The sequence below is a fragment of the Vibrio sp. 2033 genome (assembly GCF_033339735.1).
In genome coordinates this window covers 566,974-593,093 of record NZ_JAWOVC010000001.1, presented here as the reverse complement: position 1 = coordinate 593,093, position 26,120 = coordinate 566,974, and the positions used below count along the sequence as shown (strand labels likewise).

Here is a 26,120-nt window from a genome sequence, read left to right as displayed (position 1 = left end):
GCATCCACATGCGTATTAGATGTGAGGGCTGGTCATCGTAGTTATGGATAGGAGTTCATCAATGAAAAGGAAACACAACAAAACTGTACTGTGTGCGTTTGTCTCTGGTTCGGTATTTGGTGCGGTTTTGGTCATTGCGATGTCTTTACCAATGTAATCCTCTTAATTGGCTGTTGGAACACTCACACTAATTCAGTACAAAACAGATTGAGTTCTGCGGTGTGTGCTGTTAGTTTAAAAAACATGAAAATACACGTTCGCCCTTCATTAACAACCTTCTCTTGGTGGCGCTCTAAATAGAGCGGCGCGGAATACTTACATTCTTAAGCTGCTGGATGGTAGCTAAGAGTGTTTGATCTTTTTATCTCCAGTAGCGATCTATTAAATACTTGGAGACAAATATGAATAGCCATAAAAATACATCTCAGCGTGAAATTATACTTACCGGAGATCGAGCAACAGGTCCATTACACCTAGGGCACTATATTGGTTCATTGCAACAACGAGTCAAATTGCAAACGGAGCACGAGCAAACGATCTTGGTCGCGGACATGCAAGGGTTGACGGATAACGCGCATAATCCATCAAAGGTATCCTCTAATATTCTCAATGTCGTTGCAGATTATTTGGCTGTTGGTATCAACCCCGCTCAAACTACGATCACGTTGCAGTCTCAAATTCCAGCGTTAGCCGAGTTGACAATGTATTACAGTAATCTTGTTTCTATCGCACGATTAGAGCGAAACCCCACGGTTAAAAATGAGATTCAAAGTAAAGGCTTTGAACGCTCTATTCCCGCAGGCTTTTTAACGTATCCAATTTCTCAAGCTGCTGATATTACGGGGTTTCATGCGACGCTAGTACCAGTGGGTGATGACCAACTGCCGATGTTAGAGCAAACTAATGAAATCGTGAGAAAAATAAACCATCTGGGTGGAAAAGAGGTTCTTAGAGAATGCCGTCCATTACTTAGCGGTGCACCTCGTTTGCCGAGTACTGACGGTAAAAATAAGATGTCTAAAAGCATGGGGAACGCAATCAACTTAGGGGCCTCCGAAAAGGAGATTTCCGCGGCAGTGAAATCTATGTATACCGATCCCAATCATCTGAAAATTGATGATCCTGGCCAAGTCGAAGGGAATATTGTATTCATCTACCTCGATGCTTTTCATCCTGATAAAAATTATGTCGAACAGCTAAAAGACCATTATCGACGAGGTGGGTTAGGTGATGGTTTGACCAAGAAAGTGTTAGAAGAATGCTTACAAGAGATGCTTCGCCCTATTCGAGAGAAGCGCGCTATGTATTTGAATGATAAAGCGCAGCTGATTGATATTTTAAAACAAGGTAGTGAGCGTTCTCGCGAGAAAACCGAAAAAGTGCTATTTGATGTGAAAGATGTATTTGGTTTAAATTTGTTCTGAATTAAAAGTAGAGAGTTGAACATAAGGCACGACGGCTGGTTAGCAACGTGCCTTTTTAAGTTCCCAGTCAGTCAAAGCGCATTGTTAAGAAGAAAAAAATTCACGACGAAAATCCGCGACTTCTTGTTGGTAATAGCTTTGCCATTCCGGTTCTGACAAATTTGAATGGCTAGAAGCTCTTTGCGTTCTTAGCTTGGACTCAAGTTGTTGTAATGCTTGTTGGTAATCTTTGACTTGTTTTTTTTGCTCTGTAATTTGCTGCTGACGAGCATGAATGTTTTTACTTTCTTCTTTCGTTAAGTAAGTTCGTTCAAGCTCTGCGATGATCGCCAAGCGATCTGGTAGGCTCATACTATTAGGAATCAGGGTGACCGCACGCTCATATTTTTCCTGGTCGCTTGTTAGCCCGATAGCATCTGCATGTTCTTGCCAGTCAATGGTGAGTTGTTCGAAAGTTCGCAAAAAGTTATCTGGGCTTTGAGTGTCCAGCTTTTGGGCTTCTAAGTTGAAATCGTACAGCGCGAACTCATCCGCGAAAACAACATCAGCCAATTCTCCCCAGATGCTTCTTGCTTCGCTCTTCAGCTGTGCAATACGCGACGCCAGTGATTGTTGCTTATCAAATAACAAATTTCCTACACTCTCTTGCCATTGGCTGCTGAGCTGAGGGTAGTTCGCCAAAAGCTGGAATCGAGCTGAAGATAAATGCGCCTCAAACAAGGCGACCTGCTCTTCACAACTACGGTTCAACATACACTCTTGCCAAAACGTCTCAAGTTCGGCGACAAGTTTCCTGCCTTTGAGTTGAGTTAATCGCTCAGTCGTTATTTGAACTGTGGAAGGGAGCTTAGCTGTTTGTGGTGAAGTATCCGTATCGGGCACGATGCTGCTTGTTTGTGGTGATGTACTGGAGACACTCTGATTTTTTGTCTTAGGGGAAGGAGAGGAAGCGAGCTCTTCTTTTTGAACATCGTGACTGAAAGTTAAAAATATCATGCCCGCCATAATGGCGGACATGATTATCAAAGCGATTTTCTTCATGGCTTGATTGTTGCGCTTACTGGGAAATGGTCAGAAAGGTTGTAGTGTTTCCATAAACTCTCTGCGGTTGTGCGCGGCACGTCTACACGGTTGTCATTGAATGATTTCACCCCGTATTCACTACTCACCATAACATAGTCAAGGTATTCCACGTTTTCGCCACCTGATAACGCTTCACCTGCGAAGTTATTGATACGGGGATCAAAGGTTGACTCCGTGTAACCAGAGTACTGAGGCTCTATGGCGCTTAAGTTAGCGATCATTTGTTGGTAGTCACCAGGGAACTTTCTTTTGTTGACGTTAAAGTCGCCGCTGTATACTACAGTTTCGCTTGAAGGAATGTTAAGAGATTGGGCGAGTGCGCGGATTTGTTTGAACTGGCGCTGACGATACTCACGGGCGGTGTCTGTATCGAAAGATGCGGTATGGGTAGCAAACACATGGTAAGCCTGACCACCTTTAATTATTTCCGCATAATTTACGCCTTTATCGGCAAAGCAGTCTGTACCAGAGCAATCGGGAAAGACATATTGCGCTTCATTCACGATAGGGTAGCGACTAACTATGATTACGCCACCATCATGAATATTAACGCCTTCTTTATCTAACATCTTTGTTTGGTAAGGATATTCCTTGGCTAACTCACGTAAGAATGCTTCACGGCCGCTGGCAAACACCTCTTGCAGCGCCAAAACATCGTAACCTTTTACATGCTGAGGAATCAGTTCGTAACGATCTCCAATGTGCGATGCAATAGCCGTCAACGCCCAGATGTTATAAGTCATCAACTTAAGGTTTTGTTCTTCGTTGTCGACAGACTCCGCTACCTTGCTTGGCGTGATGGTGTAGTAAAGATCATCATATCGAGCGGTACTGTCTGACTTAAATGCCAGTTCGGTTTCTCTCGTACCAAAAGCGTTAGTGTTGGCACGATGAATGTTACGATCATCTTTGAGAGATAACTCGACATCGGCTGCGGATAAGCCGTATTCAATGGTCGAATTGTACCAATGGCCTTCCATTATTTGATTGAGTGTTATGCTTTCACCTTCGGGGCTAGAAACCACAGTTTCAAAACGGTAAGTTTGATTTGATTTCACGCCCTCCCAGCGGTTGAAGCTTAATACAGATTTAGTTTCCCACGGACCAAGTACCTGCACATGTTGTTGCCACTCGTCTCCGTATTGAAGCAAATCACTACCTTCATGTTTTACTTGAATAGTTAACGGTTTATCAGAGTTATTCGTTAGGTAAACGTCGGTATCTGCAATGCTGGGTAACGCTATCAAGCTACTTAATAAAAGGCTCCACTGCGAAAATTTCATCTTATTTTTCCATCATTTGAACTAGAGTAATCATTCTTGTTTATAAATGTTACTTGCACGTTAAATATGGATGACATCTAAGCCAGTGCTGAAAATTGTTATCAGAATGTGATCTTTATTCAATGGTGAGGGTGGAGGTATTGAGTGTGTTGCCGTTGAAGCGGTGGAAAATAATACCAACAGTCAACGAATTGCATTCACTGCAATCAAGCTGTCATCTTTGCTCTATAAGTTGTGCGGCGTCATTCATCTAGCCATATGGCTAGAACTCAAATTGATAGATGGAGCACCATGGCTAGAGCAGTAAATCCAACCGATGAAACCATCATTAAATTGTTACAAGAGCAAGGTCTGATTAGAAGTGAAGCAGAAGCGCGTTTAAAGAAAGAGGTGTACCGCTTGCAGCCTAATGAGATAGCAAAAGTAAAAAATTATGCCCAGCATTTTGGGATAAACGCGAAAGAAAAGCTCATCGATGAGATCTTGGATCTGCGCCGAGAAGCGCTCATGAAAAGATGTAGACACAATAAGGAGCATACGAGCCTATCTCTAAAATAGCATGTGATAAAACTATCAATTACTGGTCAAGATTTGATCTCTCAAGCCGATGTATATAAGAGCGTTCAATGATATCGAGCGCAAAAAACAGTGTGTTTTAGAGGTTAAGCTTTCACTTAAGTGAGAGGTTTGGAAAGGCTGCGGGGAGAAAGTGCATGCGTATTAAAGACTTAAGTGTCGTAAAGAAAATATCGGTTAGTTATTTAACCGTTTTTGCCGTGTTTGGTTTAGTGTCAGTAATGTTGGTGCAAGGTTTGTTAACACTGAATAAAGACATCTCAGTGTTAACAGATAAAAGTTTACCTTCTGTTGCGATTTTGAAAGGTATCCAAGTTGATATTACTAAAGTGCGTAAAGATGAGTTCTCTTTATTGCCAAACGCAAATCACCCCAAAATTGGTGAGTGGTTAAAAGGCCTCGACCAATGGCGTTCTGATGTGCAGGCTGGTATTGCAGAATACGAAAAGCTCGACCTTAATAAGCGTGAAACGCAATCCTTTAGTGTTTTTAAAGAAACTTGGAATCAATACATCAAAGAAACGAAGACTTACAACGTATTGCTAAGCCAAGGCGATGCTGAAAGTGCAAATGATGTAATTTTATCAAGTTTCGATACCTACTCAAAAGCGTTGAGCAGCTTGGATGATACCCTCGCGTTGAACGATGAGTTGGTGAATTTGATTGGCGAAGAAGTACAAAGTGAAGCGGCATTTACACAATACAGCGCTGCTGTTGGTGCGCTTGTCGTCGCATTGGTCATGGTAATGTCTGCCATGCTGCTTTCTCGAGTCATCTGCGGGCCTGTTGATCGAGCATTGGAATTCGCTTCCAAAATCGCCAAGGGTCAATTGAATAATCAAATCGACGAAAGCGAATTGAGCAAAGACGAGTTAGGAACGCTGCTCAAAGAGCTTGTCGGTATGCAAACAAACTTACATTCGTTGGTTTCTGAGATTAATGACTCAACGATTCAGCTAACGGCAGCAGTAGAGGAAGTGAGTGCTATTTCTTCTCAGACCGCCTCTGGTATGCAAAATCAACAAATTGAACTTAGCTCGGTGGCTTCTGCGATGACAGAGATGCAAGCTGCTGTAAGTGAAGTGGCACAAAATACCGAAGTTGGCGCAACCTCTGCTTATTCGGCTGCGGAAGTGGCAAAGCAAGGAACGGCGACGTTACAACAAACTATCGCAGTAATTGAGCGTGTATCACATACGATCCAAGAATCAGATGAACTGGCACGTGAGCTTGAATCGAGCTCAAACAATATCAATGTGGTCGTCGATGTGATCCGCGGGATTGCCGAGCAAACAAACTTGTTAGCACTGAACGCCGCAATTGAAGCCGCTCGGGCTGGTGAACAAGGACGTGGGTTTGCTGTTGTGGCAGATGAGGTTCGTTCTCTGGCGCAACGCACTCAAGACTCCACTTCACAAATTGTGGAAATTGTTAATCAGCTACAAGAGAGCAGCAGTAAAATAGGGCATTCAAGCCGTGATTGTCAGGAGGGTATTTCTCAGTGTGTTGAGCAAGTTAATGATGCTGATAGCCAGATAAAAGAAATTGAACATTCTGTCGATAACATAGCGCAAATGAGCACACAAATCGCAACGGCGTGCAGTGAGCAGAATTCTGTATCCGAAGAGCTGAATCGCAGTGTGGAGCATATTAATAGTGCTTCAACAGAGATGGCTGAGGGAGCTTCACAAACGGCTGTGGCTTGTCAGCAGATTAGTAGCCTAGCGCACAACTTGAAAACTCGAATGGGTTCATTCCAGCTCTAGTTGTTGTGTTTCAGCTTTATTCCTAACCTCATTGCTACAATAAATAAGCCGGACGAAATGTCCGGCTTATTTATTCTCTGTCTATATAAGTTCAGAGTATGCTCAACCTTGGGAGAATATGCTCGCTAGGCTGGAATACCACTGTGAAACTTAAAATCTGTATCTGGCGTAGAAATTAAATCTGCCTCTATACGTCCAAAGTAGGCGATGCGCTCGCTGATATCTTTGCCTGCGATTTGCTCCGCTAATACAAGATAATCCTGGTAATGGCGTGCTTCTGAACGTAATAAAGAAATGTAGAACTTTGCGATATCGTCATCCATATGTGGTGCTAGTTTGGCAAAACGCTCACAAGATCGGGCTTCGATGTACGCACCAATGATGAGTTTATCGATCAGCGTTTCCGGCTCATGAGTCTTCATATGCGAAATCAGTCCTTTAGCATAGCGACTTGCTGGAATATTTTTATACTCAATTCCACGACTTTCCATGATCTCTAAAACTTGATAAAAGTGGTGTAACTCCTCTTTTATCAAAAGCACCATCTTATCGATCAAATCTTGGCTGTATGGTGAGTCGGACTTAGCCATGATTGACTTAGAAATATTGCTCTTGCCTTTTAAAGTTTCCAATGAGCCTACGTTACGGTAAGCAAAATCTTCGTAGGGCTTAAACCAGTCAAGTAGAGCATGTGAACTGGATTGGTCAACGGCATACTTACGAATTAAAAACATGGCAGATTGGCCAGCTTTTAGTTCGCACAGTAGGTGGTCTAACAAAATGGTTTGAAGGTTCTCTGGTTTCTTTGCTTCCTCTACCCATTCATCAGGTGTACTGCATTGCAGAAATTGGTTAATGGGAGCAAGAAGATCTTGATAGGCGTCTAGATTCATCATTTTAGTTTTAGTACTTCACATTTTTATTGGGCATATCCGTTGTCTTACGGATAGAAAAAAGGCTGCAATTGCAGCCTTTCTTGACCTGAAGTGAATGTTACCACTTTTTCTTCTCGCCGAAGAGTGCTTCCATGTCATTGTCACGCTCTTTGTCAGCAATCTGCTGCATTTCGGCATCGCTTTTATCTTGGCGCTTTTTATCTAAGTCACCCAACATCTCTTCAAGCTTTTGTTTCGCTTGAATAGAATAAGGATCGCTCTTAGTGCTCAAAGCATCGATACCTTTACGCAGCAGTTGAAGCGCGGTGCCTGGTTGGCCACGAGCGATAGAGTCGTTTGCTCTTTTGATGACATTTTCAATGTTGATGCGAATTTGCATCGTTTCCAAGCGCGCATTTTCAGTGACGTAAGTCTGGGTATCCAATCGGCCTTTGTTGTGCTCGTTACGGATAGTGTCGCGAAGTCGTTTAACCAGCTTAAGCATGACGATAGCTTGTTTATCACTACTCGGCATCTTGAAAGTGGTACTCTCGCCAGTAGGACCATTCTCTTTTAGCTGCGTAATCTGCTGCTTCATATTTTCGATACGTTGAGCAAGTTGCTTGTTCTTCGGGTCCAGCTCATGCATGCTCTCTAGCGCGTCAAGAATACGATTGTTTAGACACAGCAACAGCTCTTTACTAAAAGGGATATGGTGTGCATGACCAATCAACTCTTCAGTACCATCTATCAAGGCTACATATCGCGCTGATTCCTGCCTTTTTGCGGTTTCAACTTTAACCTTATATTGCAACATAATGTTATAGCCTAGGATTAACACCAGTAGGATGGCTACCAAAGCGATTATTAAACCAATATTCATATCTTTGCGTCTGCTTTACTTTTCTGCGGCTAGCGTTAAAGAATACATGAATCTTATCTTACTCGGCACCTTATTTGTTTGATTATTTTGTCTCTCCCACGTTTTAGTTACTGATAGAAGTCACATCATAGAACTTCGGTCATTTATTGGCTCAACTTTGTGCATATTGTTTCTTGCTTGAAGATTATTAGTATGTGATTGAGGTATAAGTTAGAAATTGCTGTTCATTTCGATTTGAACGCGTTATAACTAATTATTATATCGCTCGCTTGAGTGGCCAATAAACTCTCTCATGAATAAGTAAGGGATTACGATGAAACTGCAGCAGCTGAAGTATATTGTTGAGGTTGTAAACCATAATCTGAATGTATCTGCAACGGCGGAAAGCTTATATACCTCTCAGCCAGGTATCAGTAAACAGGTTCGGTTGCTGGAAGACGAGTTAGGCATTCAGATTTTTGAACGTAGCGGTAAGCACTTAACGCAAGTGACGCCAGCTGGAGAAGAAATTGTACGTATCTCTCAAGAAATTCTCGCTCGTGTAGAAAGTATCAAAGCGGTGGCTGGAGAGCACACCCATCCAGAAATGGGGACGCTGAATATCACCACGACACATACGCAGGCTCGTTATGCACTGCCAGATGTCATCAAAGGTTTTACTTCTCGTTATCCAAAAGTGTCGTTACACATGCACCAAGGTACACCATCACAAATGTCTGAGGCGATAGCTAAAGGCACAGCGAATTTTGCGATTGCGACAGAAGCTCTTCACTTATATCAAGATGCCATCATGCTGCCTTGTTATCACTGGAATCGTTCAATAGTTGTGCCTAAAGACCACCCACTAGCGAAGAAAGACAAAGTAACGATCAGTGATCTTGCCGCTTACCCATTAGTCACTTACGTGTTCGGTTTTACTGGCCGTTCAGAGCTGGATACAGCATTCAACCGCGAAGGTTTAACCCCGCGAGTGGTGTTCACGGCAACTGATGCAGACGTCATTAAAACTTACGTTCGTATGGGTATTGGTGTGGGTGTGATTGCAAGCATGGCTGTGGATGAAGAGCAGGACGGTGACTTGGTTGCAATAGATGCGAGCCATTTGTTTGGCGCGAGCACCACGAGCATCGGCTTCCGCCGTGGTACATTCTTACGCTCTTACATGTTCGATTTTATGGAGCGTTTTGCACCGCACTTAACGCGTCCAGTGGTTGAGCAGGCGATTTCGTTGAAGTCTAATGCAGAAATCGAAGAGATGTTTAAAGACATCGAGCTTCCGGTGAGATAACACTTCATTGATGTTTCGATTCCCTCTACAATGCGCTCGTTGTAGGGGGAGCTATGAAAACGCAATTTCAATTTATTAATGACTGCTTAATCGAAAACCAATCTTTGTGGCGATTCGAGCCTTTTAAAAGCAGCATTCACACATCATTACCTTGGCAGGAGCAACATCCTCGACTGTGCCAATGGCTAGCGTCTCTTACTCCCTCTCAAATCGAAGAATACAAAGCAGCACCAGAACTCGCGTTAAAAGCACTTAGTCCGTTTTTGCCTGAGCTTGAACAACTCGCAGAACTGACTCATTTAGAGCTTTTGTCGTTAAACGGCTTGGAACTCGCTCGTGGTTTAGATAACGGTATTCCGGGACGTAAGTTGGAGCAAATTAGCTCGATGGGTGAAGCTGCAATTCAACAACACTGTGGCGAAGAATGGCTAGAATGGTGCTCAGGTAAAGGTTACTTGGGGCGAATCCTGACAACGCAAACCGATCAGCCTGTAACCAGCTTTGAATACCAACAAGCACTGTGCGATTCGGGGCAACAAGCAGCCAATGAACATCATTGGAAGATGACGTTTATTCAAGGCGACGCGTTTGATAGCAAAGCGAAAGCCGTGTTTAAGCCAACGCAACACGCAGTAGCACTGCATGCATGCGGTGACCTTCACGTTCGTCTAATGCAGTACGGCAGTGAAAATGGGGTTGCTGCGATGACCATATCACCTTGTTGTTACCACTTGATTCAGTCGGAACAATACCAGCCGATGTCGGAATCGGGCAGGGCTTCTTCTCTCTCATTGTCTAAGCAAGAACTGCGTATCCCATTACAACAAACGGTGACGGGAGGAGAGCGCGTGCGTCGTCATCGTCAGCAGGAAATGATGTTTCGTCTTGGGTTTGATTTGATCACGCGACAAGCTTTGGGAATGGCAGAGTATCAGCCTGTGCCGAGTATCCGTAAGTCGCAATTAAGTGATGGTTTTGAATCGTTCTGTCGCTGGGCAGCGGAGCCAAAAGGCATTGTTCTTCCTCAAGAAATCGATTTCTCTCATTTTGAAAAGTTAAGCGAACAACGCTTCTGGCAAATGGAGAGAATGAGCTTAGTGCAACTTGTTTTTCAACGTCCGTTGGAGATCTGGCTCGCATTAGATAAAGTGCTTTATCTTGAAGAACGTGGTTACCGTGTTAGATTGTCAGAGTTTTGCCCTAAATCGGTCACGCCTAGAAATATTTTAATTTGTGCATATAAGATTTAGTTATTCTTTATAGCCAAACGCTCTATATGAAAAAGCCCACTTATGCGTGGGCTTTTGTAAACAAAACGTGACAAGTTATGTTTTATTTTGTCATTAATTGAACATAGCGATAGCTTGAGTAGGTTCAACGTATTCCAAGTCAAAGCTTTCTGCTACTTCTTTACACGTTACTTTTCCGTGAATAACGTTTAGACCTTCAAGGAAGCCTTTGTCTTCTAGAAGTGCTTCGCGGTAGCCTTTATTTGCTAACTTCACGATGTATGGAAGTGTAGCGTTGTTGAGTGCAAATGTTGAAGTGCGAGCAACTGCGCCAGGCATATTTGCTACACAGTAGTGAACCACTTCATCAACGATGTAAGTTGGATCTGCGTGAGTTGTCGCGTGTGAAGTTTCGAAACAACCGCCTTGGTCAATTGCCACGTCAACCACTGCTGCACCAGGCTTCATCTTAGCAATGTGCTCTTTAGTGACCAGTTTAGGTGCTGCTGCGCCAGGAATTAGAACGGCACCGATAACAAGGTCCGCTTCTAGAACATGCTTCTCGATAGCGTCTTCAGTAGAATAAACCACTTTTGCGCGACCTTGGAATTCTTCGTCAAGCTTACGAAGTGTGTCTACGTTACGGTCTAGAATAGTGACGTCAGCGCGAAGGCCAACCGCCATACGAGCAGCGTTTGCACCAACAACGCCACCACCAACGATAACGACTTTTGCAGGTTCAACACCAGGTACGCCGCCTAGGAGTAGACCACGACCGCCGTGCGATTTTTCCAACGTTTGCGCGCCAGCTTGGATAGACATCCGACCTGCCACTTCTGACATTGGTGCTAACAGTGGCAAACGACCCATATTATCTGTTACAGTCTCATAGGCTATACAGACAGCTTTGCTCTTGATTAGCTCATCAGTTTGTGGAAAATCTGGTGCTAGGTGTAAATAAGTAAATAAAATTTGCCCTTCGCGGAGCATTGCTCTCTCTACTGCTTGGGGTTCTTTTACTTTTACAATCATGTCTGCTTGCGCAAATACGTCAGCAGCATGAGGGAGAATGGATGCGCCGACAGCGATGTAATCATCGTCTGAAAAACCAATGCCGGCACCTGCATTGGTCTCAACTAAAACTTGGTGACCATGTGAGATGAGTTCTCTCACGCTAGCTGGGATCATACCAACACGATATTCGTGATTCTTGATTTCCTTAGGTACGCCAATGATCATCCTGTATCCTCTTTCTATAATGGTTGTATTAACTGTTAGTAGGGTGTTATTGTCGAATTAATAACTAGTATAGTTATAGATTTGTAAAATTTGGCACCAAATATTAAAAAGTTGTAGTATATTTTTTTGCAAGGAAGTAATAAGGTGGAATAAAAAATGGCAGACAACTATAAAAAGCCGTCCAAGGAACTAGACCGTATCGACCGCAACATTCTTAATGAGCTGCAGAAAGACGGTCGTATTTCAAACGTTGAGCTTTCAAAACGTGTGGGACTTTCTCCAACGCCATGTTTGGAGCGTGTACGTCGCTTAGAGCGTCAGGGTTATATCACAGGGTATACTGCATTATTGAATCCGCAGTTCCTGGATGCATCACTATTAGTATTCGTTGAGATTACGCTAAACCGTGGTGCGCCGGATGTGTTTGAGCAGTTTAACTCAGCTGTTCAAAAGCTAGACGACATACAAGAGTGTCATCTTGTTTCAGGTGACTTTGACTATCTTCTTAAAACCCGTGTATCAGATATGGGTGCTTACCGCCGACTATTGGGCGATACGTTACTACGTCTACCTGGCGTAAATGACACTCGCACATACGTTGTTATGGAAGAAGTGAAACAATCTAACCAGCTTGTGATCAAAACTCGTTAATTTCTTGCAAAGAAAGCGGTATATGCTTCCGCTTTCGCCAGAGAGTAATTGGGTTTTTCTCCTTGATATGGTTAAATCAATTTACCGAGCGGCTTGATGCCGCTCGGAATGTTTTGCAATTTCCTATTTCATTTCCATATTCAAGTTGATTTATGTTCAAAGAGAACGCAAAGAAAGTCGAAACCATTATCAAAACCAGTGAAGAGCCCCAGTCTTCACGCCTAAATGGCTTCCAACGCTTAAAAGAGTGCTGCTTTATCGTTGGCGTTCTTAGCTCGGTATTGCTTGCGGTTGCACTATTTACCTTCAGTCCGGCCGATCCTTCTTGGTCCCAAACCGCATGGGGAGGGGATATCGATAATGCTGGTGGCCTTTTCGGCGCTTGGCTAGCCGATACTCTATTCTTCACATTTGGCTCTCTCGCTTACCCAATCCCTTTCTTGCTAGCGGCGGCTGCATGGGTGATTTGCCGTAAACGAGGAGAAGATGAGCCCATTGATTTCATGCTATGGGGTACAAGGCTGCTCGGTCTTGTCGTCCTTATTATGACCAGTTGCGGTCTTGCCGATATTAATTTTGATGACATTTGGTATTTTTCATCCGGAGGTGTGGTCGGGGATGTATTGTCTAGCCTCGCTTTACCTACATTGAATGTACTCGGTACCACATTGGTACTGCTGTTCTTGTGGGGAGCGGGCTTTACGCTCTTCACTGGCATCTCATGGCTTAACATCGTGGAATGGCTTGGTGATCGTGCGTTAGCACTAATTGCCGCGCTTGCAAATAAGGCAAGAGGTTCAGAGCAGGAAGTTTTAGAACCTCAGCTTGATGAGTTTGTAGAAGATAAAGTCTCTACGCCTAAACATAATGTAGACCATGAAATTGATGATGAGCCGCTTCCTCATTTAACGGCGTACGATGTCGATGAACCGAAAGAGCCGGCGCCAGCGCATGAGTATCCTATTTATATGCCGCAAGCTAAACCTGATAAGCCTGCGGAACAGGCGATGGTAGAACCGACGCCACCACAACGCAAGGCTACGGTTAATGCTGCGCCAGTTTATTCTGAACCTGAGCCTCAAATACAACCTATCCATACGGTTAACACGGATAACGTTGATCCGCTCTTGGAACGCACCAAGCAACTGAATGTTACGATAGAAGAGCTTGAAGCAGCGGCGCAACAAGCAGATGACTGGGGAACTGAAGAACAGGCAGCCCCATCATTTGCAGACACTTACTCTTCCTATGTAGAGCCACATACAGCTACAGAAGAACCGATCAGTGTTGAACCAGATTATGCGGAGTACGAACAATTTGAAGCAGAGCAAGTACAGCAGCCAAGTATTGAGCATCCTGTACATGAAGAGCCAGCAATTGATTCTGCTGTATTAGATAGCATCACGGCGCAAACAGAATCGAGCCAACATATTGAGCCTACTATCTCTGACTTTGATGTGTTAGATGATGAAGACGAAGTGGAGTCTCAGCCTGCGCAGCAAGTACAGCCAACAACGCCTCATCAGCAAGTTGCAACACCTTCAACAACATTTGAACCTGCACCTCAAAAAGTGGAGGTAGAAGAGGTCCAAGACAACGACCAAGACGTTACCGCATTCCAAGATATGGTTTCCAATGCGCAAGCCAAAGTCGCTGCAACACAGAACCCATTTTTGGTACAGAAAGAAGAAAACTTGCCAGTTCCGGAAGAGCCACTCCCAACGCTCGAGTTGCTTTATCATCCAGAAAAACGTGAAAACTTTATCGACCGTGATGCGTTAGAGCAGGTCGCTCGATTGGTAGAGAGCAAACTCGCTGACTACAAAATCAAAGCCGATGTGGTTGGTATTTATCCTGGTCCAGTGATCACTCGTTTTGAGCTTGATTTGGCGCCGGGGGTGAAAGTAAGTCGTATTTCTGGTCTTTCAACTGACTTAGCGCGTGCATTGTCTGCGATGGCGGTACGTGTCGTGGAAGTAATCCCTGGCAAGCCTTACATCGGTTTGGAACTGCCAAACATGAGTCGTCAGACGGTCTATTTATCTGATGTCATCAGTAGCCCTCAGTTTGAGCAAGCAACGTCACCAACAACGGTTGTGTTAGGCCAAGACATTGCGGGCGAAGCTGTGGTGGCCGATCTTGCGAAGATGCCTCACGTGTTAGTAGCAGGTACAACAGGTTCTGGTAAGTCGGTGGGTGTGAACGTGATGATTTTGAGCATGCTGTATAAAGCAGGCCCAGAAGATGTACGCTTCATCATGATTGACCCGAAAATGCTAGAGCTTTCTATTTATGAAGGTATCCCTCATCTTCTTTCTGAAGTTGTGACTGATATGAAAGACGCATCAAATGCTCTACGTTGGTGTGTGGGCGAGATGGAACGTCGTTACAAATTGATGTCGGCATTAGGTGTACGTAATGTGAAGGGCTTCAACGAAAAATTGAAGATGGCAGCAGAAGCGGGCCACCCAATTCATGACCCGTTCTGGCAAGAAGGCGACAGCATGGATACTGAACCGCCATTGCTAGAAAAGCTGCCTTACATCGTCGTTGTTGTTGACGAATTTGCTGACCTAATGATGGTGGTAGGTAAGAAAGTTGAAGAACTGATTGCTCGCTTGGCGCAAAAAGCGCGTGCGGCAGGTATTCACTTAATTCTTGCGACTCAGCGTCCATCGGTTGATGTTATTACCGGTCTAATTAAAGCGAACATTCCAACTCGTGTTGCGTTTACGGTATCGACTAAAACGGACTCTCGTACAATCCTAGATCAAGGCGGCGCAGAATCACTACTTGGTATGGGTGATATGTTGTATCTACCGCCGGGGTCAAGTCATACAACTCGTGTTCACGGTGCATTTGCATCAGATGATGATGTTCATGCTGTTGTAAACAACTGGAAAGCGCGTGGTAAACCGAACTACATTGAAGAGATCATCAGTGGAGATCAAACTCCAGAAAGTCTATTGCCAGGTGAGCAAATGGAAGCGGATGAAGATGTAGACCCGCTCTTCGATCAAGTTGTTGAGCACGTGGTTCAATCACGTCGAGGTTCGGTTTCCGGTGTTCAGCGCCGATTTAAGATAGGTTACAACCGTGCCGCCCGTATTGTAGAGCAGCTTGAAGCGCAGGGCATCGTAAGTGCTCCGGGTCATAACGGTAACCGTGAAGTACTGGCACCTGCGCCACCAAAAGATTAATGAACTTGTGTTACTCACCTCAGTCCAACTGAGGTGAGTGGTTCTAATAATAGGTATCTGAATGAAAAAACTATTTTCAGCGAAACTTTTCTCCGCGCTTGTTTTAAGCTTTTCCCTCTTCTCTACTGCACACGCAGCGTCTCCTAAAGATGAATTAAACAAACGCCTTTCTATGAATGATGGCTTTAGTGCAGATTTCTCTCAGCAGGTTATCAGCCCTGAAGGCGAAACGGTGATGGAAGGAGAAGGTACGGTTGAAATTGCCCGTCCAAGCCTGTTCCGTTGGAGTACAACATTCCCTGATGAGAACCTATTGGTCTCTGACGGTAAGACATTGTGGTACTACAGCCCATTCATCGAGCAAGTGAGCATCTACTGGCAAGAGCAAGCAACAGAGCAAACGCCATTTGTTTTGCTAACGCGTAACCGAGCAAGTGATTGGAATAACTACAAAATATCTCAAAAAGGTGACCAGTTCACTCTCATTCCTACTGCAGTAGACTCCACACAAGGTCAATTCCAGATTAATATTGATGCCAAAGGTGTGGTGAAAGGCTTCAATGTGGTTGAGCAAGACGGCCAAAAAGGTTTGTTCACCTTTAACAACGTGAAGCTGGGTAAACCAAAAGCAGACAGATTCACATTCACAATTCCAAAAGGTGTGGAAGTGGATGACCAAAGGAATTAATTGGTAGTGAGTAATTACACATTAGATTTCTCGGGGGACGAAGATTTTCGTCCCCTTGCTGCTCGTATGAGACCGGAAACGATCGAGCAATATATTGGACAGCAGCACATTTTAGGCCCTGGTAAGCCACTGCGCCGTGCGCTAGAGGCGGGTCACATTCACTCTATGATCCTTTGGGGACCACCAGGCACAGGCAAAACGACATTAGCGGAAGTGGCTGCAAACTACGCCAATGCTGAAGTAGAGCGTGTGTCTGCCGTAACGTCTGGTGTGAAAGAAATCCGTGCTGCAATCGAGAAAGCACGTGAGAACAAAATGGCGGGCCGCCGCACCATCTTATTTGTGGATGAGGTGCATCGCTTCAACAAATCTCAACAAGACGCTTTTTTGCCGCATATCGAAGATGGCACGGTTACCTTTATTGGTGCGACGACAGAAAACCCATCGTTTGAGTTAAACAACGCATTGCTGTCACGTGCACGTGTCTACAAGCTAACGTCTCTCGATAAAGATGAAATCTCACTGGCGCTGAATCAAGCGATCAGTGACAAAGAGCGTGGCTTGGGCAATACACCCGCACACTTCGCTGATAACGTATTAGACCGCCTAGCAGAACTGGTAAACGGTGATGCTCGCATGTCTCTCAATTATCTTGAGCTGCTCTACGACATGGCAGAAGACAATGCGCAAGGTGAAAAAGAGATCACGCTTAAGTTGCTTGCGGAAGTAGCAGGGGAGAAAGTCTCTCGCTTTGATAACAAAGGTGATATCTGGTACGACTTAATCTCTGCGGTCCACAAATCCATTCGTGGTTCAAACCCGGATGCGGCGCTTTACTGGGCTGCACGTATGATTGCAGCGGGATGTGATCCTCTTTACATTGCCCGTCGATTACTTGCGATAGCATCGGAAGATGTCGGCAATGCGGACCCTAGAGCCATGCAAGTGGCACTCTCCGCGTGGGACTGTTTTACGCGCGTTGGTCCAGCAGAAGGTGAACGTGCGATTGCACAGGCGATCGTGTACTTAGCGTGTGCGCCAAAAAGTAATGCGGTATACGTGGCGTGGAAACAAGCGCTCACGGACGCTCATAACTTACCTGAATATGAAGTGCCGCATCACCTTCGAAATGCACCAACCAGTTTGATGAAAGACATGGGTTACGGTGCAGATTATCGTTATGCTCACGATGAGCCTGGCGCTTACGCTGCGGGTGAGCAATATTTGCCACCTGAAATGGGCGATCGTAGGTACTATCAGCCTACAAATCGTGGTCTAGAGACCAAAATCGGCGAAAAGTTAGATTACTTGGCTACTTTAGACGCAAATAGCCCACAAAAGCGCTATGAAAAGTAGGCGTTTTTGGATACATTTGTGCAGTAAATTTTTTTAACGCGTACGCTTGGAAAGTGCGCGTGATTTCACAACAAAAAGCATAGGATTAACAATGCTGGATTCTAAATTACTTCGTACAGAGCTGGATGAAACAGCTGCTAAACTGGCGCGTCGTGGCTTTAAGCTAGACGTAGATACTATTCGTAAACTTGAAGAACAACGTAAGTCCATTCAAGTAGAAGTAGAAAATTTACAATCCACGCGTAACTCCATCTCCAAGCAAATCGGCCAAAAAATGGCGGCTGGCGACAAAGAAGGCGCAGAAGAGATCAAGAAACAAATCGGTACGCTAGGTAGCGATCTTGATGCGAAGAAAGTTGAACTTGAGCAAGTAATGGCTCAACTAGACGAATTCACGCTTTCTGTACCAAACATCCCAGCAGACGAAGTGCCAGATGGCAAAGATGAAAACGACAACGTTGAAATCTCTCGTTGGGGTGAGCCAAAGTCTTACGACTTCGAACTGAAAGATCACGTTGACCTAGGCGAAATGGGCGACGGTCTAGACTTCGCAAGTGCAGTTAAGATCACTGGCGCACGTTTCATCGTGATGAAAGGCCAATTCGCTCGTCTACACCGTGCAATCGCTCAGTTTATGCTAGATCTTCACACTGAAGAGCACGGCTACACAGAAATGTACGTACCTTACCTAGTAAACTCTGACAGCCTATTCGGTACTGGTCAGCTTCCTAAGTTCGGTAAAGACCTTTTCCACACAGAGCCTCTAGCGGAAAAAGTAAACGACGAAGAGCCACGTAAATTGTCTCTAATCCCTACTGCAGAAGTACCTGTAACGAACCTAGTTCGTGACACGATTTCTGACGAAGCGGATCTACCAATTAAGATGACAGCTCACACGCCATGTTTCCGTTCAGAAGCAGGTTCTTACGGTCGTGATACTCGTGGTCTGATTCGTATGCACCAGTTCGACAAAGTTGAACTAGTACAAATCACTAAGCCAGAAGATTCAATGAACGCACTAGAAGAGCTAACAGGTCACGCTGAGAAAGTTCTACAACTTCTAGAGCTTCCTTACCGTAAAGTGGTTCTATGTACAGGTGACATGGGCTTCGGCGCTCGTAAGACTTACGACCTAGAAGTTTGGGTTCCTGCCCAAGAAACTTACCGTGAAATCTCCTCATGTTCTAACATGTGGGATTTCCAAGCTCGTCGTATGCAAGCGCGTTTCCGTCGTAAAGGCGAGAAGAAACCTGAGCTTGTACACACGCTAAACGGTTCTGGTCTTGCTGTAGGTCGTACAATGGTTGCTATCCTAGAAAACAACCAAGAAGCAGACGGCCGCATTGCAATCCCTACAGTACTTCAGAAGTACATGGCAGGCGCAACGCACATCGGTTAATTCATTAACCACTAGAACACCAAAACCCAGCCTTAGTGCTGGGTTTTTTGTTATCTGCGTCGAGTGAAAATACGTTGTTATGTAAATATTGGATGAGGTATTGCATAGTTGACCTAAATTATTGAAAACAATTCTTAATGATATTTTTCTAAGCTTTATTGGGCATGACAATCTCCTCCAAAATTTAAAAAGGAGGTACTTTCATGGCTTCAATAAGAATAAGCGGCTCTGTTGGCTTGGGTGGTAAAAATGTGGATGTTGATATTCGTACGGTACAAAGGTCTATTAACCAATTGCTTGGTTCTTTAAAGGGAGTAAAGGAGCTTAAAGTGGATGGGAAACTAGGCTCTAGACCGGAAAACTCCAAGACTGTCGCCGCAATTAAAGCTTTTCAGAAAAACCTTGTTGGGATGGCTCGTCCAGATGGAAGGATAGATGTGAATGGAAAAAGCCATCGTAAGCTAAATGAGTATTTAAAACGAACACCTGAGACTGCGGTGGCATATACGTTACCCTTGGTTGGCTCAAGAGATGCGTTGACGGACTTGGATTATAGCAAAGTAGCTGAAACTCTTGGATGCGAAGTCGCTGCTATTAAAGCTGTAGCTGAAGTTGAGAGCCGAGGAGAAGCCTACTTTAGCAATGGTAAGCCAAAGATTTTGTTTGAGGCTCATATATTTTCGAGACTCACTTCAAGAGCCTACGATAACAGTCATCCGAGTATTTCAAGTCGGCATTGGAATCGAAGTCTGTACGTTGGTGGTGTCTCAGAATACGTACGTTTAAATAAAGCGATTGAACTGAATTCAAATGCAGCAATCCGCTCCGCATCTTGGGGACGTTTCCAAATTATGGGCTTTAATTTCAAGTTAGCTGGTCATGTTACCGCTGAATCCTTTGTTAAAGCTGTATTCGAGTCGGAGAAGAAACAACTTGAGGCTTTTGTTACGTTTATCCAAAAGTCTGGCTTAGGTGAACATATAAGAGATAAAAATTGGGCTGCCTTTGCTCGTGGTTACAATGGTTCTGAGTATCAGAAAAATCAATACGACGTCAAATTAGAAAAGGCTTACAAAAAATATGCTTCGATTAAAAATGCTGCGTAACATTTCTTTGCTTGGACTTATTTTTAGTTCATCTGCTTGTGCTTCCAGCCACACTAATACTGCGCTATTTAAGTGTGATGTTTCACATCCTAACCGTCTAGAAATATCAATAGAAAATATAAACAGTCAGGTTCTACTGTCGGAGCTTAATTTAGGGGGGAGCAGTATTGAAAGAACCTTAGTTATAAAGGACTTTAAATTAGACCAGTATCATCGAGCGTTGGTAGATGAGAAGTCACTGGAATTTAGTATTGGTGAGCGCGTCATATTAGTCAGTGAGTACTTTAGCGAGGAGTTTGGTGAGGTAGAGAAGATACTCAGTGTTACTTTGAGAGAGCCTGAGCAAACGCAGTACTTTGAATGTGAGGAAGGGAGTATGAGTAACCTTGCATTGCTTTTCCATGAGAGTGTTGAATAATCGATTGCAGAGTAATTATTACCAAAGCGTAATAGTGTTTTCGAATTTACCCTAATTATCTTGTTATTTGTAATCGATATAATCGTCCACCTTACCACGGTAAGTAGATTTTCTCATTCAAGTAACGAGGAGGGCTTATGGCCGTAGGGTGGGCAAACGACGATAGTGTCAGCCAACAAATTCAAAACACAATAGACGACGAGATTTCTCGTGTTCGTGGCAGTATCACAAAGGGTGAGAGCGCCCATTACTGCGATGAGTGTGGTGATGAGATTCCGGAAGCTCGTCGTCTTGCTATGAAAGGCGTTCGTCTGTGTATCGAATGTCAGTCAACAATCGAATTGGTATCTCAACGCCAAGCATTGTTCAATCGACGAGCGAGTAAAGACAGTCAACTCCGATAACTTTACTGTTCTAATAAATAATGAGACGGTTTGAGTCTCATACTCAAACCGTTTTCGTATTGAATTGGACTATGAAGCGAAGCAGTCTTTACGTTGCAACGCCGCATCAATCGCGTTAACTAGCTTCTCAATATCTTCCGGCTTGCTGATGAACGGAGGCATCATATAAATCAGTTTGCCAAATGGACGAATCCAAACTCCGTGTTCAACAAACAAGGCTTGGATGGTTTCCATATTCACAGGGCGATGCGTCTCCACTACGCCAATGGCACCTAGCCAACGGGTGTTCTTCACCAACTCGTATTCTTCAAGTTTTGGTAGTAACTCAGAAAACAGCGTTTCAATTTGTTGGGTTTGTTGCTGCCAATTACCTTGCTCAATCAATTCCAAACTTGCGGTGGCAACAGCACAGGCGAGTGGATTCCCCATAAAGGTTGGACCGTGCATAAAACAGCCTGCATCACCACCACAAACGGTGTCTGCTACGTGTTTGCTCGCCAGGGTCGCAGAGAGGGTCATGTAGCCGCCAGTGAGTGCTTTCCCGACACACAGAATGTCTGGTTGAATGTCTGCATGTTCGCAGGCAAACAACTTACCGGTACGACCAAATCCGGTAGCGATCTCATCTGCAATCAATAACAAGCCGTATTTGTCGCAAAGCCTACGCACGCCTTTGAGAAATTCTGGATGGTAGATGCGCATGCCGCCTGCGCCTTGAACAATAGGTTCTAGGATCACCGCAGCAAGTTCTTCATGGTGCGTTTCAATCTTGTGCTCGAAGTCGGTAAGGTCCTCTGGCTTCCATTCATCCCAATAACCACAAGTTGGTGACTCCGCAAAGATATGCTCAGGCAAAAAGCCTTTGTAAAGAGAGTGCATTGAGTTATCAGGATCGGTAACCGACATAGCCGCAAAGGTGTCGCCGTGATAACCGTGTCGCAAAGTAAGAAACTTCGGTCGGCGTTCGCCTTTTGCATGCCAATATTGCAGTGCCATTTTTAAGCTGACTTCTACGGCAACGGAGCCTGAATCGGCAAGGAATACATGTTCAAGGTTATTTGGTGCAAGGGACAATAGCTTCTTACACAAACTGATTGCTGGCTGGTGGGTAATCCCGCCAAACATCACGTGAGAGACCTGATCGATTTGCTGGTGAGCGGCTTGATTTAAATGCGGATGGTTGTAGCCATGGATCGTCGACCACCAAGAAGACATGCCATCGACCAGCTCAGTACCGTCTTCCAATTTAATATGAACACCATTTGCCGATGCCACTGGGTAGCAGGTCAGAGGTGTCAATGTCGAAGTGTAAGGATGCCAGATATGCTGGCGGTCGAAGGCGAGATCCATGTGCGATTCCAATAATAATTGAGGTTAAAAAACAGACAGATGTAAACTTTGTTCTTTTGCGTTGTGTTGACAGTTTATCGAGACTCAGTAGACTGTCAACACAACAACAAAAGTGACTAAAGGAATACACGTGGAAGTTCGTCATAACTGGACGCATGCTGAAGTGCGCGATCTCATGGAAAAACCATTCATGGATCTCCTATTCGAAGCGCAGCTTGTACATCGTCAATATCAACAAACCAACCATGTTCAAGTAAGCACGCTTCTGTCGATTAAGACAGGTGCTTGTCCAGAAGATTGTAAGTACTGTCCTCAGAGTGCTCGTTACACTACAGACATCGAGAAAGAGCGTCTGATGGAAGTAGAACGCGTACTCGATGCTGCGCAAAAAGCCAAAAATGCTGGTTCTACTCGATTCTGTATGGGCGCAGCATGGAAAAATCCAAAAGAGCGTGACATGCCGCATTTGACCGACATGATCAAAGGCGTGAAGGACATGGGTTTAGAAACGTGTATGACATTAGGTATGTTGACACCAGATCAAGCAAAGCAATTGGCAACCGCAGGTCTGGATTACTACAACCACAACCTAGATACCTCACCTGAGTTCTACGGCAACATTATTACCACACGTACTTACCAAGACCGTTTAGATACTTTATCTCACGTACGTGATGCTGGCATGAAGATCTGTTCCGGTGGCATCATCGGCATGGGTGAAAGTGCTAACGACCGAGCAGGTTTGTTGGTTGAATTGGCTAACTTGCCGGTACACCCTGAAAGCGTTCCAATCAACATGCTCGTGAAGGTAAAGGGGACACCACTGGAAGAAGTGGATGATGTTGAGCCTTTCGATTTCATTCGCCTGATTGCGATTGCACGAATCATGATGCCTCAATCAGCCGTTCGTTTATCCGCCGGCCGTGAAAACATGAACGAACAAATGCAAGCGCTGTGTTTTATGGCGGGTGCAAACTCCGTTTTCTATGGCTGCAAACTTCTGACCACACCAAACCCTTCTGAAGACAAAGACATGATGCTGTTCAACAAGCTCGGTATTAACAGCCAAGAGGTGTCTCAAAAACCTGATGAAATCGAAGAAAACGAGTTACTCGATCGCGTCGTAGAGCGCGTTGCTGCTCGTCCAACAAAAGACGACCTTTTCTACGATGCCAGCGTTTAAATCTCGTATCGAGTCCGCCCTTGCTGAGCGTAAAACGCAAGGGTTGAATCGTTCTATGAATGTGGTGTTTGCCGGTAACCAGTCCGTTTTGGAACACGAAGGCAGACGCTACATTAATTTCTCAAGTAATGATTATTTGGGCTTGGCCAATGACCAAGCGCTTGTTCGGGCTTGGCAGCAAGGTTTAAGCGTATACGGCAGTGGCAGTGGGGCATCACCAATGGTGACTGGCTTTAGTGCAGCACACAGCAATTTAGAAGCCGCACTAACTGAATGGTTGAGCTACGACAGAGCAATTCTGTTTGGTTCTGGATTCAGTGCTAATCAAGCCTTGTTGTTCACCTTGTTAGAAAAAACAGACGTATTGATCCAAGATCGTTTGAATCATGCTTCACTGATGGAAGCGGGGATGTTGTCACCAGCTAAGATGAAGCGTTTCAAGCACAATGACATCGAGCACCTGAAGTCGCTGATTAATAGCGAAGGCAACCATCTAGTTGTGACTGAAGGGGTATTCAGCATGGACGGTGACTGTGCACCACTCGCTGATATCGCTGCTGTCGTTGATAGCCACAATGCATGGTTTGCTGTCGATGACGCTCATGGAATTGGTGTTCTCGGTCAATCCGGTGGTGGTTCTTGCGAGTTGGCAACGGTTAAGCCTGAGTTATTGGTCATTACCTTCGGTAAAGCGTTTGGTATGTCTGGCGCGGCTATTTTATGTGACCACGCAACGGGGGACTTTTTAACTCAGTTTGCTCGTCACCATGTGTATTCCACGGCGATACCGCCAGCACAAGCGTATGCGTTGACTCATGCAGTCTCGATGGTTCAAGAGCAGTCTTGGCGACGTGAAAAGCTCTCTGAGCTTAGTGAAGTGTATCGAGATAGCCTTAGCGACCTTGAGGGGTTTGTTGAGACTCAAACTTCGATTAAGCCCTTTTTGATTGGTGAATCTGAATTGGCTTTGCGAGTAGCAGGTGCTTGTCGCCAAAACGGTATTTGGGTGACTGCTATTCGCCCTCCGACGGTGCCTAAAGGAACGTCTCGTCTTCGAATCACACTCACTGCCAATCACACTAATGAACAAGTTAAAACGCTTTCAATCGCATTGAAGCAAGCATTAGGAGCGCTGTAATGGATAATGCAACTACCGCATTAGCGCAAACGCTCGCGTTAGAGAGTTTCCATCAAGATAAAGACGCGATTGCCTCTTCGTTTGGTAAAGCAGCAGAAACATACGATAAACATGCGGCTTTTCAACGTGATGTCGGGCATCAGCTGCTTGATAAACTTCCTGAAAACTTGACGGGAAAACGTGTATTGGATTTAGGTTGTGGCACGGGTTATTTCTCCCAACTACTTCAACAACGCGGTGCGGAAGTAGTCTGCGGCGATATCTCTCAAGCCATGTTAGATAAAGCAGAGCAGCGTTGTGGTGCAGTACGAATGCACTACCAAGTTGCTGATGCTGAAAACTTACCATTTGACGATGATAGCTTCGATTACGTGTTTTCAAGTTTAGCGCTGCAATGGTGTACAGATTTAAGTTACCCACTAAAAGAAGTGCGCCGCGTGCTAAAAAATGGTGGGAAAGCGTGGTTCTCTACACTGGTTGATGGATCACTGTATGAGCTGCGTGCATCATGGGAAAAAATTGATGCATATCAACACGTCAATAACTTTCTAACGCTCAATCAGGTAAAAATTGCGTTAGCGCAATCTCGATGTGACAGCCATCAACTAGACTTGACCACCATCACAGTTTGGTACGACTCTGCATTTTCAGTTATGCGTGACCTCAAAGGTATAGGTGCAAATCACGTAAGCGGGCGCTCACACGGTTTAACTAGTCGCGAGACTTTGTTAAAAGTTGAGCATGCGTACCAAGCGTTTAAAAACGATCAAGGTCTTCTACCTGCAAGTTATCAGGTTTGTTTTGGAGTAATACATCTATGATTGATGCTTTTTTTATTGCTGGTACGGATACTGATGTTGGAAAGACGGTAGCGTCTAAAGCCATTTTGCAAGCGATCGCAGCAAAAGGACTAAACACTATTGGTTATAAGCCAGTGGCAGCAGGGAGTGACAAGACTGAAGCGGGATGGCGTAACTCTGATGCTTTACACTTACAAGACGCCGCAACACTCGATGTGGCCTATGATGATGTGAACCCATACGCTTTAGAGTTGCCTGCTTCTCCCCACATTGCAGCGAAGCATGAACATGTCGAAATAAGTTACGATGTTCTGAGTCAAAAACTGGCTCAACATAAGCAGCAAGCCGATGTTGTTCTCGTTGAAGGTGCTGGAGGCTGGCGTGTGCCAGTATCCGATACGGACTGTTTATCTACATGGGTAAAAGAAGAGCAGTTACCTGTTGTACTGGTGGTTGGCATTAAATTAGGCTGTTTGAGCCACGCTTTACTCACAGCGGAGAGTATTAAAGCGGATGGTTTGAATCTTGTTGGCTGGGTGGCAAACCGCGTCAACCCAGGCACAGAGCACTACGCTGACATTATCGAGATGCTAGAAGCACGTATCGATGCACCTAAGCTTGGGGAAATTCCATATATTCCAAGTGCTAAACGCAAAGAGCTAGGCAAGTACATTAATGTAGAGCCGTTGCTAAACACTGACTAATGGTGTTTAGGATAAAAGACTAAAAAACCCAAAGGGCTGCGCAATGCAGCCCTTTCTTGTTGGTGTAACCTAAAAAG

At 44.7% G+C, this 26,120-nt stretch carries 23 protein-coding genes; 17 read left to right on the top strand and 6 right to left on the bottom strand.

Translation table 11 applies throughout. The features are described from left to right. Positions 1 to 401 precede the first annotated feature (401 nt). Positions 402 to 1,424, top strand: a complete 1,023-nt coding sequence (trpS, locus tag R7P74_RS02655) for a tryptophan--tRNA ligase (protein ID WP_318122660.1) — start codon at positions 402 to 404, stop codon at positions 1,422 to 1,424. Between the two features lie 84 nt (positions 1,425 to 1,508). Here the strand turns inward: trpS and R7P74_RS02650 are convergent, their stop codons facing one another. Together R7P74_RS02650 and R7P74_RS02645 are read right to left on the bottom strand one after the other, a co-directional pair. Then, a complete protein-coding gene (locus tag R7P74_RS02650; protein ID WP_167415115.1) occupies positions 1,509 to 2,465 on the bottom strand; it encodes an ATP-dependent dsDNA exonuclease in 957 nt (318 codons plus the stop codon). Beyond that, on the bottom strand, positions 2,462 to 3,790 hold the full coding sequence (locus R7P74_RS02645; RefSeq protein WP_318122657.1) for a sphingomyelin phosphodiesterase: 1,329 nt from the start codon (positions 3,788 to 3,790) through the stop codon (positions 2,462 to 2,464). Before R7P74_RS02645 ends, R7P74_RS02650 begins: the two co-directional genes overlap by 4 nt. A gap of 291 nt (positions 3,791 to 4,081) precedes the next feature. Here R7P74_RS02645 and R7P74_RS02640 point away from each other — a divergent pair, with 291 nt between their 5' ends. After that, positions 4,082 to 4,348, top strand: a complete 267-nt coding sequence (locus R7P74_RS02640) for a hypothetical protein (RefSeq protein ID WP_025766895.1) — start codon at positions 4,082 to 4,084, stop codon at positions 4,346 to 4,348. A gap of 155 nt (positions 4,349 to 4,503) precedes the next feature. Continuing rightward, positions 4,504 to 6,132 carry a methyl-accepting chemotaxis protein gene (locus R7P74_RS02635; RefSeq protein ID WP_033905071.1) on the top strand — a complete coding sequence of 543 codons (1,629 nt, stop codon included), beginning with the start codon at positions 4,504 to 4,506 and terminating at the stop codon, positions 6,130 to 6,132. A 125-nt stretch (positions 6,133 to 6,257) separates the two neighbouring features. Here the strand turns inward: R7P74_RS02635 and miaE are convergent, their stop codons facing one another. Beyond that, positions 6,258 to 7,028, bottom strand: coding sequence for a tRNA isopentenyl-2-thiomethyl-A-37 hydroxylase MiaE (gene miaE, locus R7P74_RS02630; RefSeq protein WP_005388968.1), 771 nt, complete (start codon positions 7,026 to 7,028; stop codon positions 6,258 to 6,260). Between the two features lie 97 nt (positions 7,029 to 7,125). Then, a complete protein-coding gene (locus R7P74_RS02625) occupies positions 7,126 to 7,890 on the bottom strand; it encodes a hypothetical protein (protein ID WP_005378247.1) in 765 nt (254 codons plus the stop codon). 313 nt (positions 7,891 to 8,203) lie between these two features. Here R7P74_RS02625 and cysB point away from each other — a divergent pair, with 313 nt between their 5' ends. Both cysB and R7P74_RS02615 read left to right on the top strand, forming a co-directional pair. Further along, on the top strand, positions 8,204 to 9,178 hold the full coding sequence (gene cysB, locus R7P74_RS02620) for an HTH-type transcriptional regulator CysB (RefSeq protein ID WP_005388967.1): 975 nt from the start codon (positions 8,204 to 8,206) through the stop codon (positions 9,176 to 9,178). A gap of 53 nt (positions 9,179 to 9,231) precedes the next feature. Next, entirely contained in the window at positions 9,232 to 10,428 is a 1,197-nt protein-coding gene (locus R7P74_RS02615; RefSeq protein WP_318122655.1) for a methyltransferase, read from the top strand. A gap of 93 nt (positions 10,429 to 10,521) precedes the next feature. Here R7P74_RS02615 and ald read toward each other — a convergent pair whose 3' ends face one another. Continuing rightward, positions 10,522 to 11,646, bottom strand: coding sequence for an alanine dehydrogenase (gene ald / locus R7P74_RS02610; protein ID WP_005378241.1), 1,125 nt, complete (start codon positions 11,644 to 11,646; stop codon positions 10,522 to 10,524). Between the two features lie 156 nt (positions 11,647 to 11,802). Between ald and lrp the strand changes: the two genes are divergently transcribed. The 8 genes from lrp (at position 11,803) to R7P74_RS02570 (ending at position 20,868) form a co-directional block, all read left to right on the top strand. After that, positions 11,803 to 12,297 carry a leucine-responsive transcriptional regulator Lrp gene (gene lrp / locus R7P74_RS02605; protein WP_005378234.1) on the top strand — a complete coding sequence of 165 codons (495 nt, stop codon included), beginning with the start codon at positions 11,803 to 11,805 and terminating at the stop codon, positions 12,295 to 12,297. A 152-nt stretch (positions 12,298 to 12,449) separates the two neighbouring features. After that, on the top strand, positions 12,450 to 15,497 hold the full coding sequence (locus R7P74_RS02600; RefSeq protein ID WP_054575123.1) for a DNA translocase FtsK 4TM domain-containing protein: 3,048 nt from the start codon (positions 12,450 to 12,452) through the stop codon (positions 15,495 to 15,497). A gap of 61 nt (positions 15,498 to 15,558) precedes the next feature. Next, positions 15,559 to 16,185: an outer membrane lipoprotein chaperone LolA gene (gene lolA, locus R7P74_RS02595; RefSeq protein ID WP_005388103.1), complete on the top strand. Its 627-nt coding sequence runs from the start codon at positions 15,559 to 15,561 to the stop codon at positions 16,183 to 16,185. Continuing rightward, positions 16,186 to 17,541, top strand: a complete 1,356-nt coding sequence (locus tag R7P74_RS02590; RefSeq protein WP_242531367.1) for a replication-associated recombination protein A — start codon at positions 16,186 to 16,188, stop codon at positions 17,539 to 17,541. It begins immediately after the preceding gene. Positions 17,542 to 17,632: 91 nt separating this feature from the next. Further along, the gene (serS, locus tag R7P74_RS02585; protein WP_005378225.1) at positions 17,633 to 18,940 is read left to right on the top strand and encodes a serine--tRNA ligase; all 1,308 of its coding nucleotides are present in this window, start codon (positions 17,633 to 17,635) and stop codon (positions 18,938 to 18,940) included. A gap of 203 nt (positions 18,941 to 19,143) precedes the next feature. Further along, positions 19,144 to 20,046 (top strand): N-acetylmuramidase domain-containing protein, encoded by a 903-nt coding sequence (locus R7P74_RS02580; protein ID WP_213970492.1) that lies wholly within the window; start codon positions 19,144 to 19,146, stop codon positions 20,044 to 20,046. Then, positions 20,036 to 20,464: a hypothetical protein gene (locus R7P74_RS02575; RefSeq protein WP_053349537.1), complete on the top strand. Its 429-nt coding sequence runs from the start codon at positions 20,036 to 20,038 to the stop codon at positions 20,462 to 20,464. The genes R7P74_RS02580 and R7P74_RS02575 overlap by 11 nt, the downstream gene beginning before the upstream one ends. A 137-nt stretch (positions 20,465 to 20,601) precedes the next feature. After that, positions 20,602 to 20,868 (top strand): DksA/TraR family C4-type zinc finger protein, encoded by a 267-nt coding sequence (locus tag R7P74_RS02570; RefSeq protein ID WP_005437185.1) that lies wholly within the window; start codon positions 20,602 to 20,604, stop codon positions 20,866 to 20,868. A 69-nt stretch (positions 20,869 to 20,937) separates the two neighbouring features. Here R7P74_RS02570 and bioA read toward each other — a convergent pair whose 3' ends face one another. Next, complete coding sequence (gene bioA / locus R7P74_RS02565) at positions 20,938 to 22,218, bottom strand: adenosylmethionine--8-amino-7-oxononanoate transaminase (protein WP_005388097.1); 1,281 nt, start codon at positions 22,216 to 22,218, stop codon at positions 20,938 to 20,940. Positions 22,219 to 22,348: 130 nt separating this feature from the next. Here bioA and bioB point away from each other — a divergent pair, with 130 nt between their 5' ends. From bioB to bioD, 4 genes are read left to right on the top strand one after another with little or no spacing between them, the layout of a single operon-like run. Further along, the gene (gene bioB / locus R7P74_RS02560; protein WP_086369529.1) at positions 22,349 to 23,401 is read left to right on the top strand and encodes a biotin synthase BioB; all 1,053 of its coding nucleotides are present in this window, start codon (positions 22,349 to 22,351) and stop codon (positions 23,399 to 23,401) included. Further along, positions 23,388 to 24,539, top strand: coding sequence for an 8-amino-7-oxononanoate synthase (bioF, locus tag R7P74_RS02555; protein WP_171342739.1), 1,152 nt, complete (start codon positions 23,388 to 23,390; stop codon positions 24,537 to 24,539). Before bioB ends, bioF begins: the two co-directional genes overlap by 14 nt. Beyond that, on the top strand, positions 24,539 to 25,360 hold the full coding sequence (gene bioC, locus R7P74_RS02550; RefSeq protein ID WP_005388087.1) for a malonyl-ACP O-methyltransferase BioC: 822 nt from the start codon (positions 24,539 to 24,541) through the stop codon (positions 25,358 to 25,360). Before bioF ends, bioC begins: the two co-directional genes overlap by 1 nt. Next, positions 25,357 to 26,043, top strand: a complete 687-nt coding sequence (bioD, locus tag R7P74_RS02545; protein ID WP_005378217.1) for a dethiobiotin synthase — start codon at positions 25,357 to 25,359, stop codon at positions 26,041 to 26,043. Before bioC ends, bioD begins: the two co-directional genes overlap by 4 nt. Positions 26,044 to 26,120: the final 77 nt, after the last annotated feature.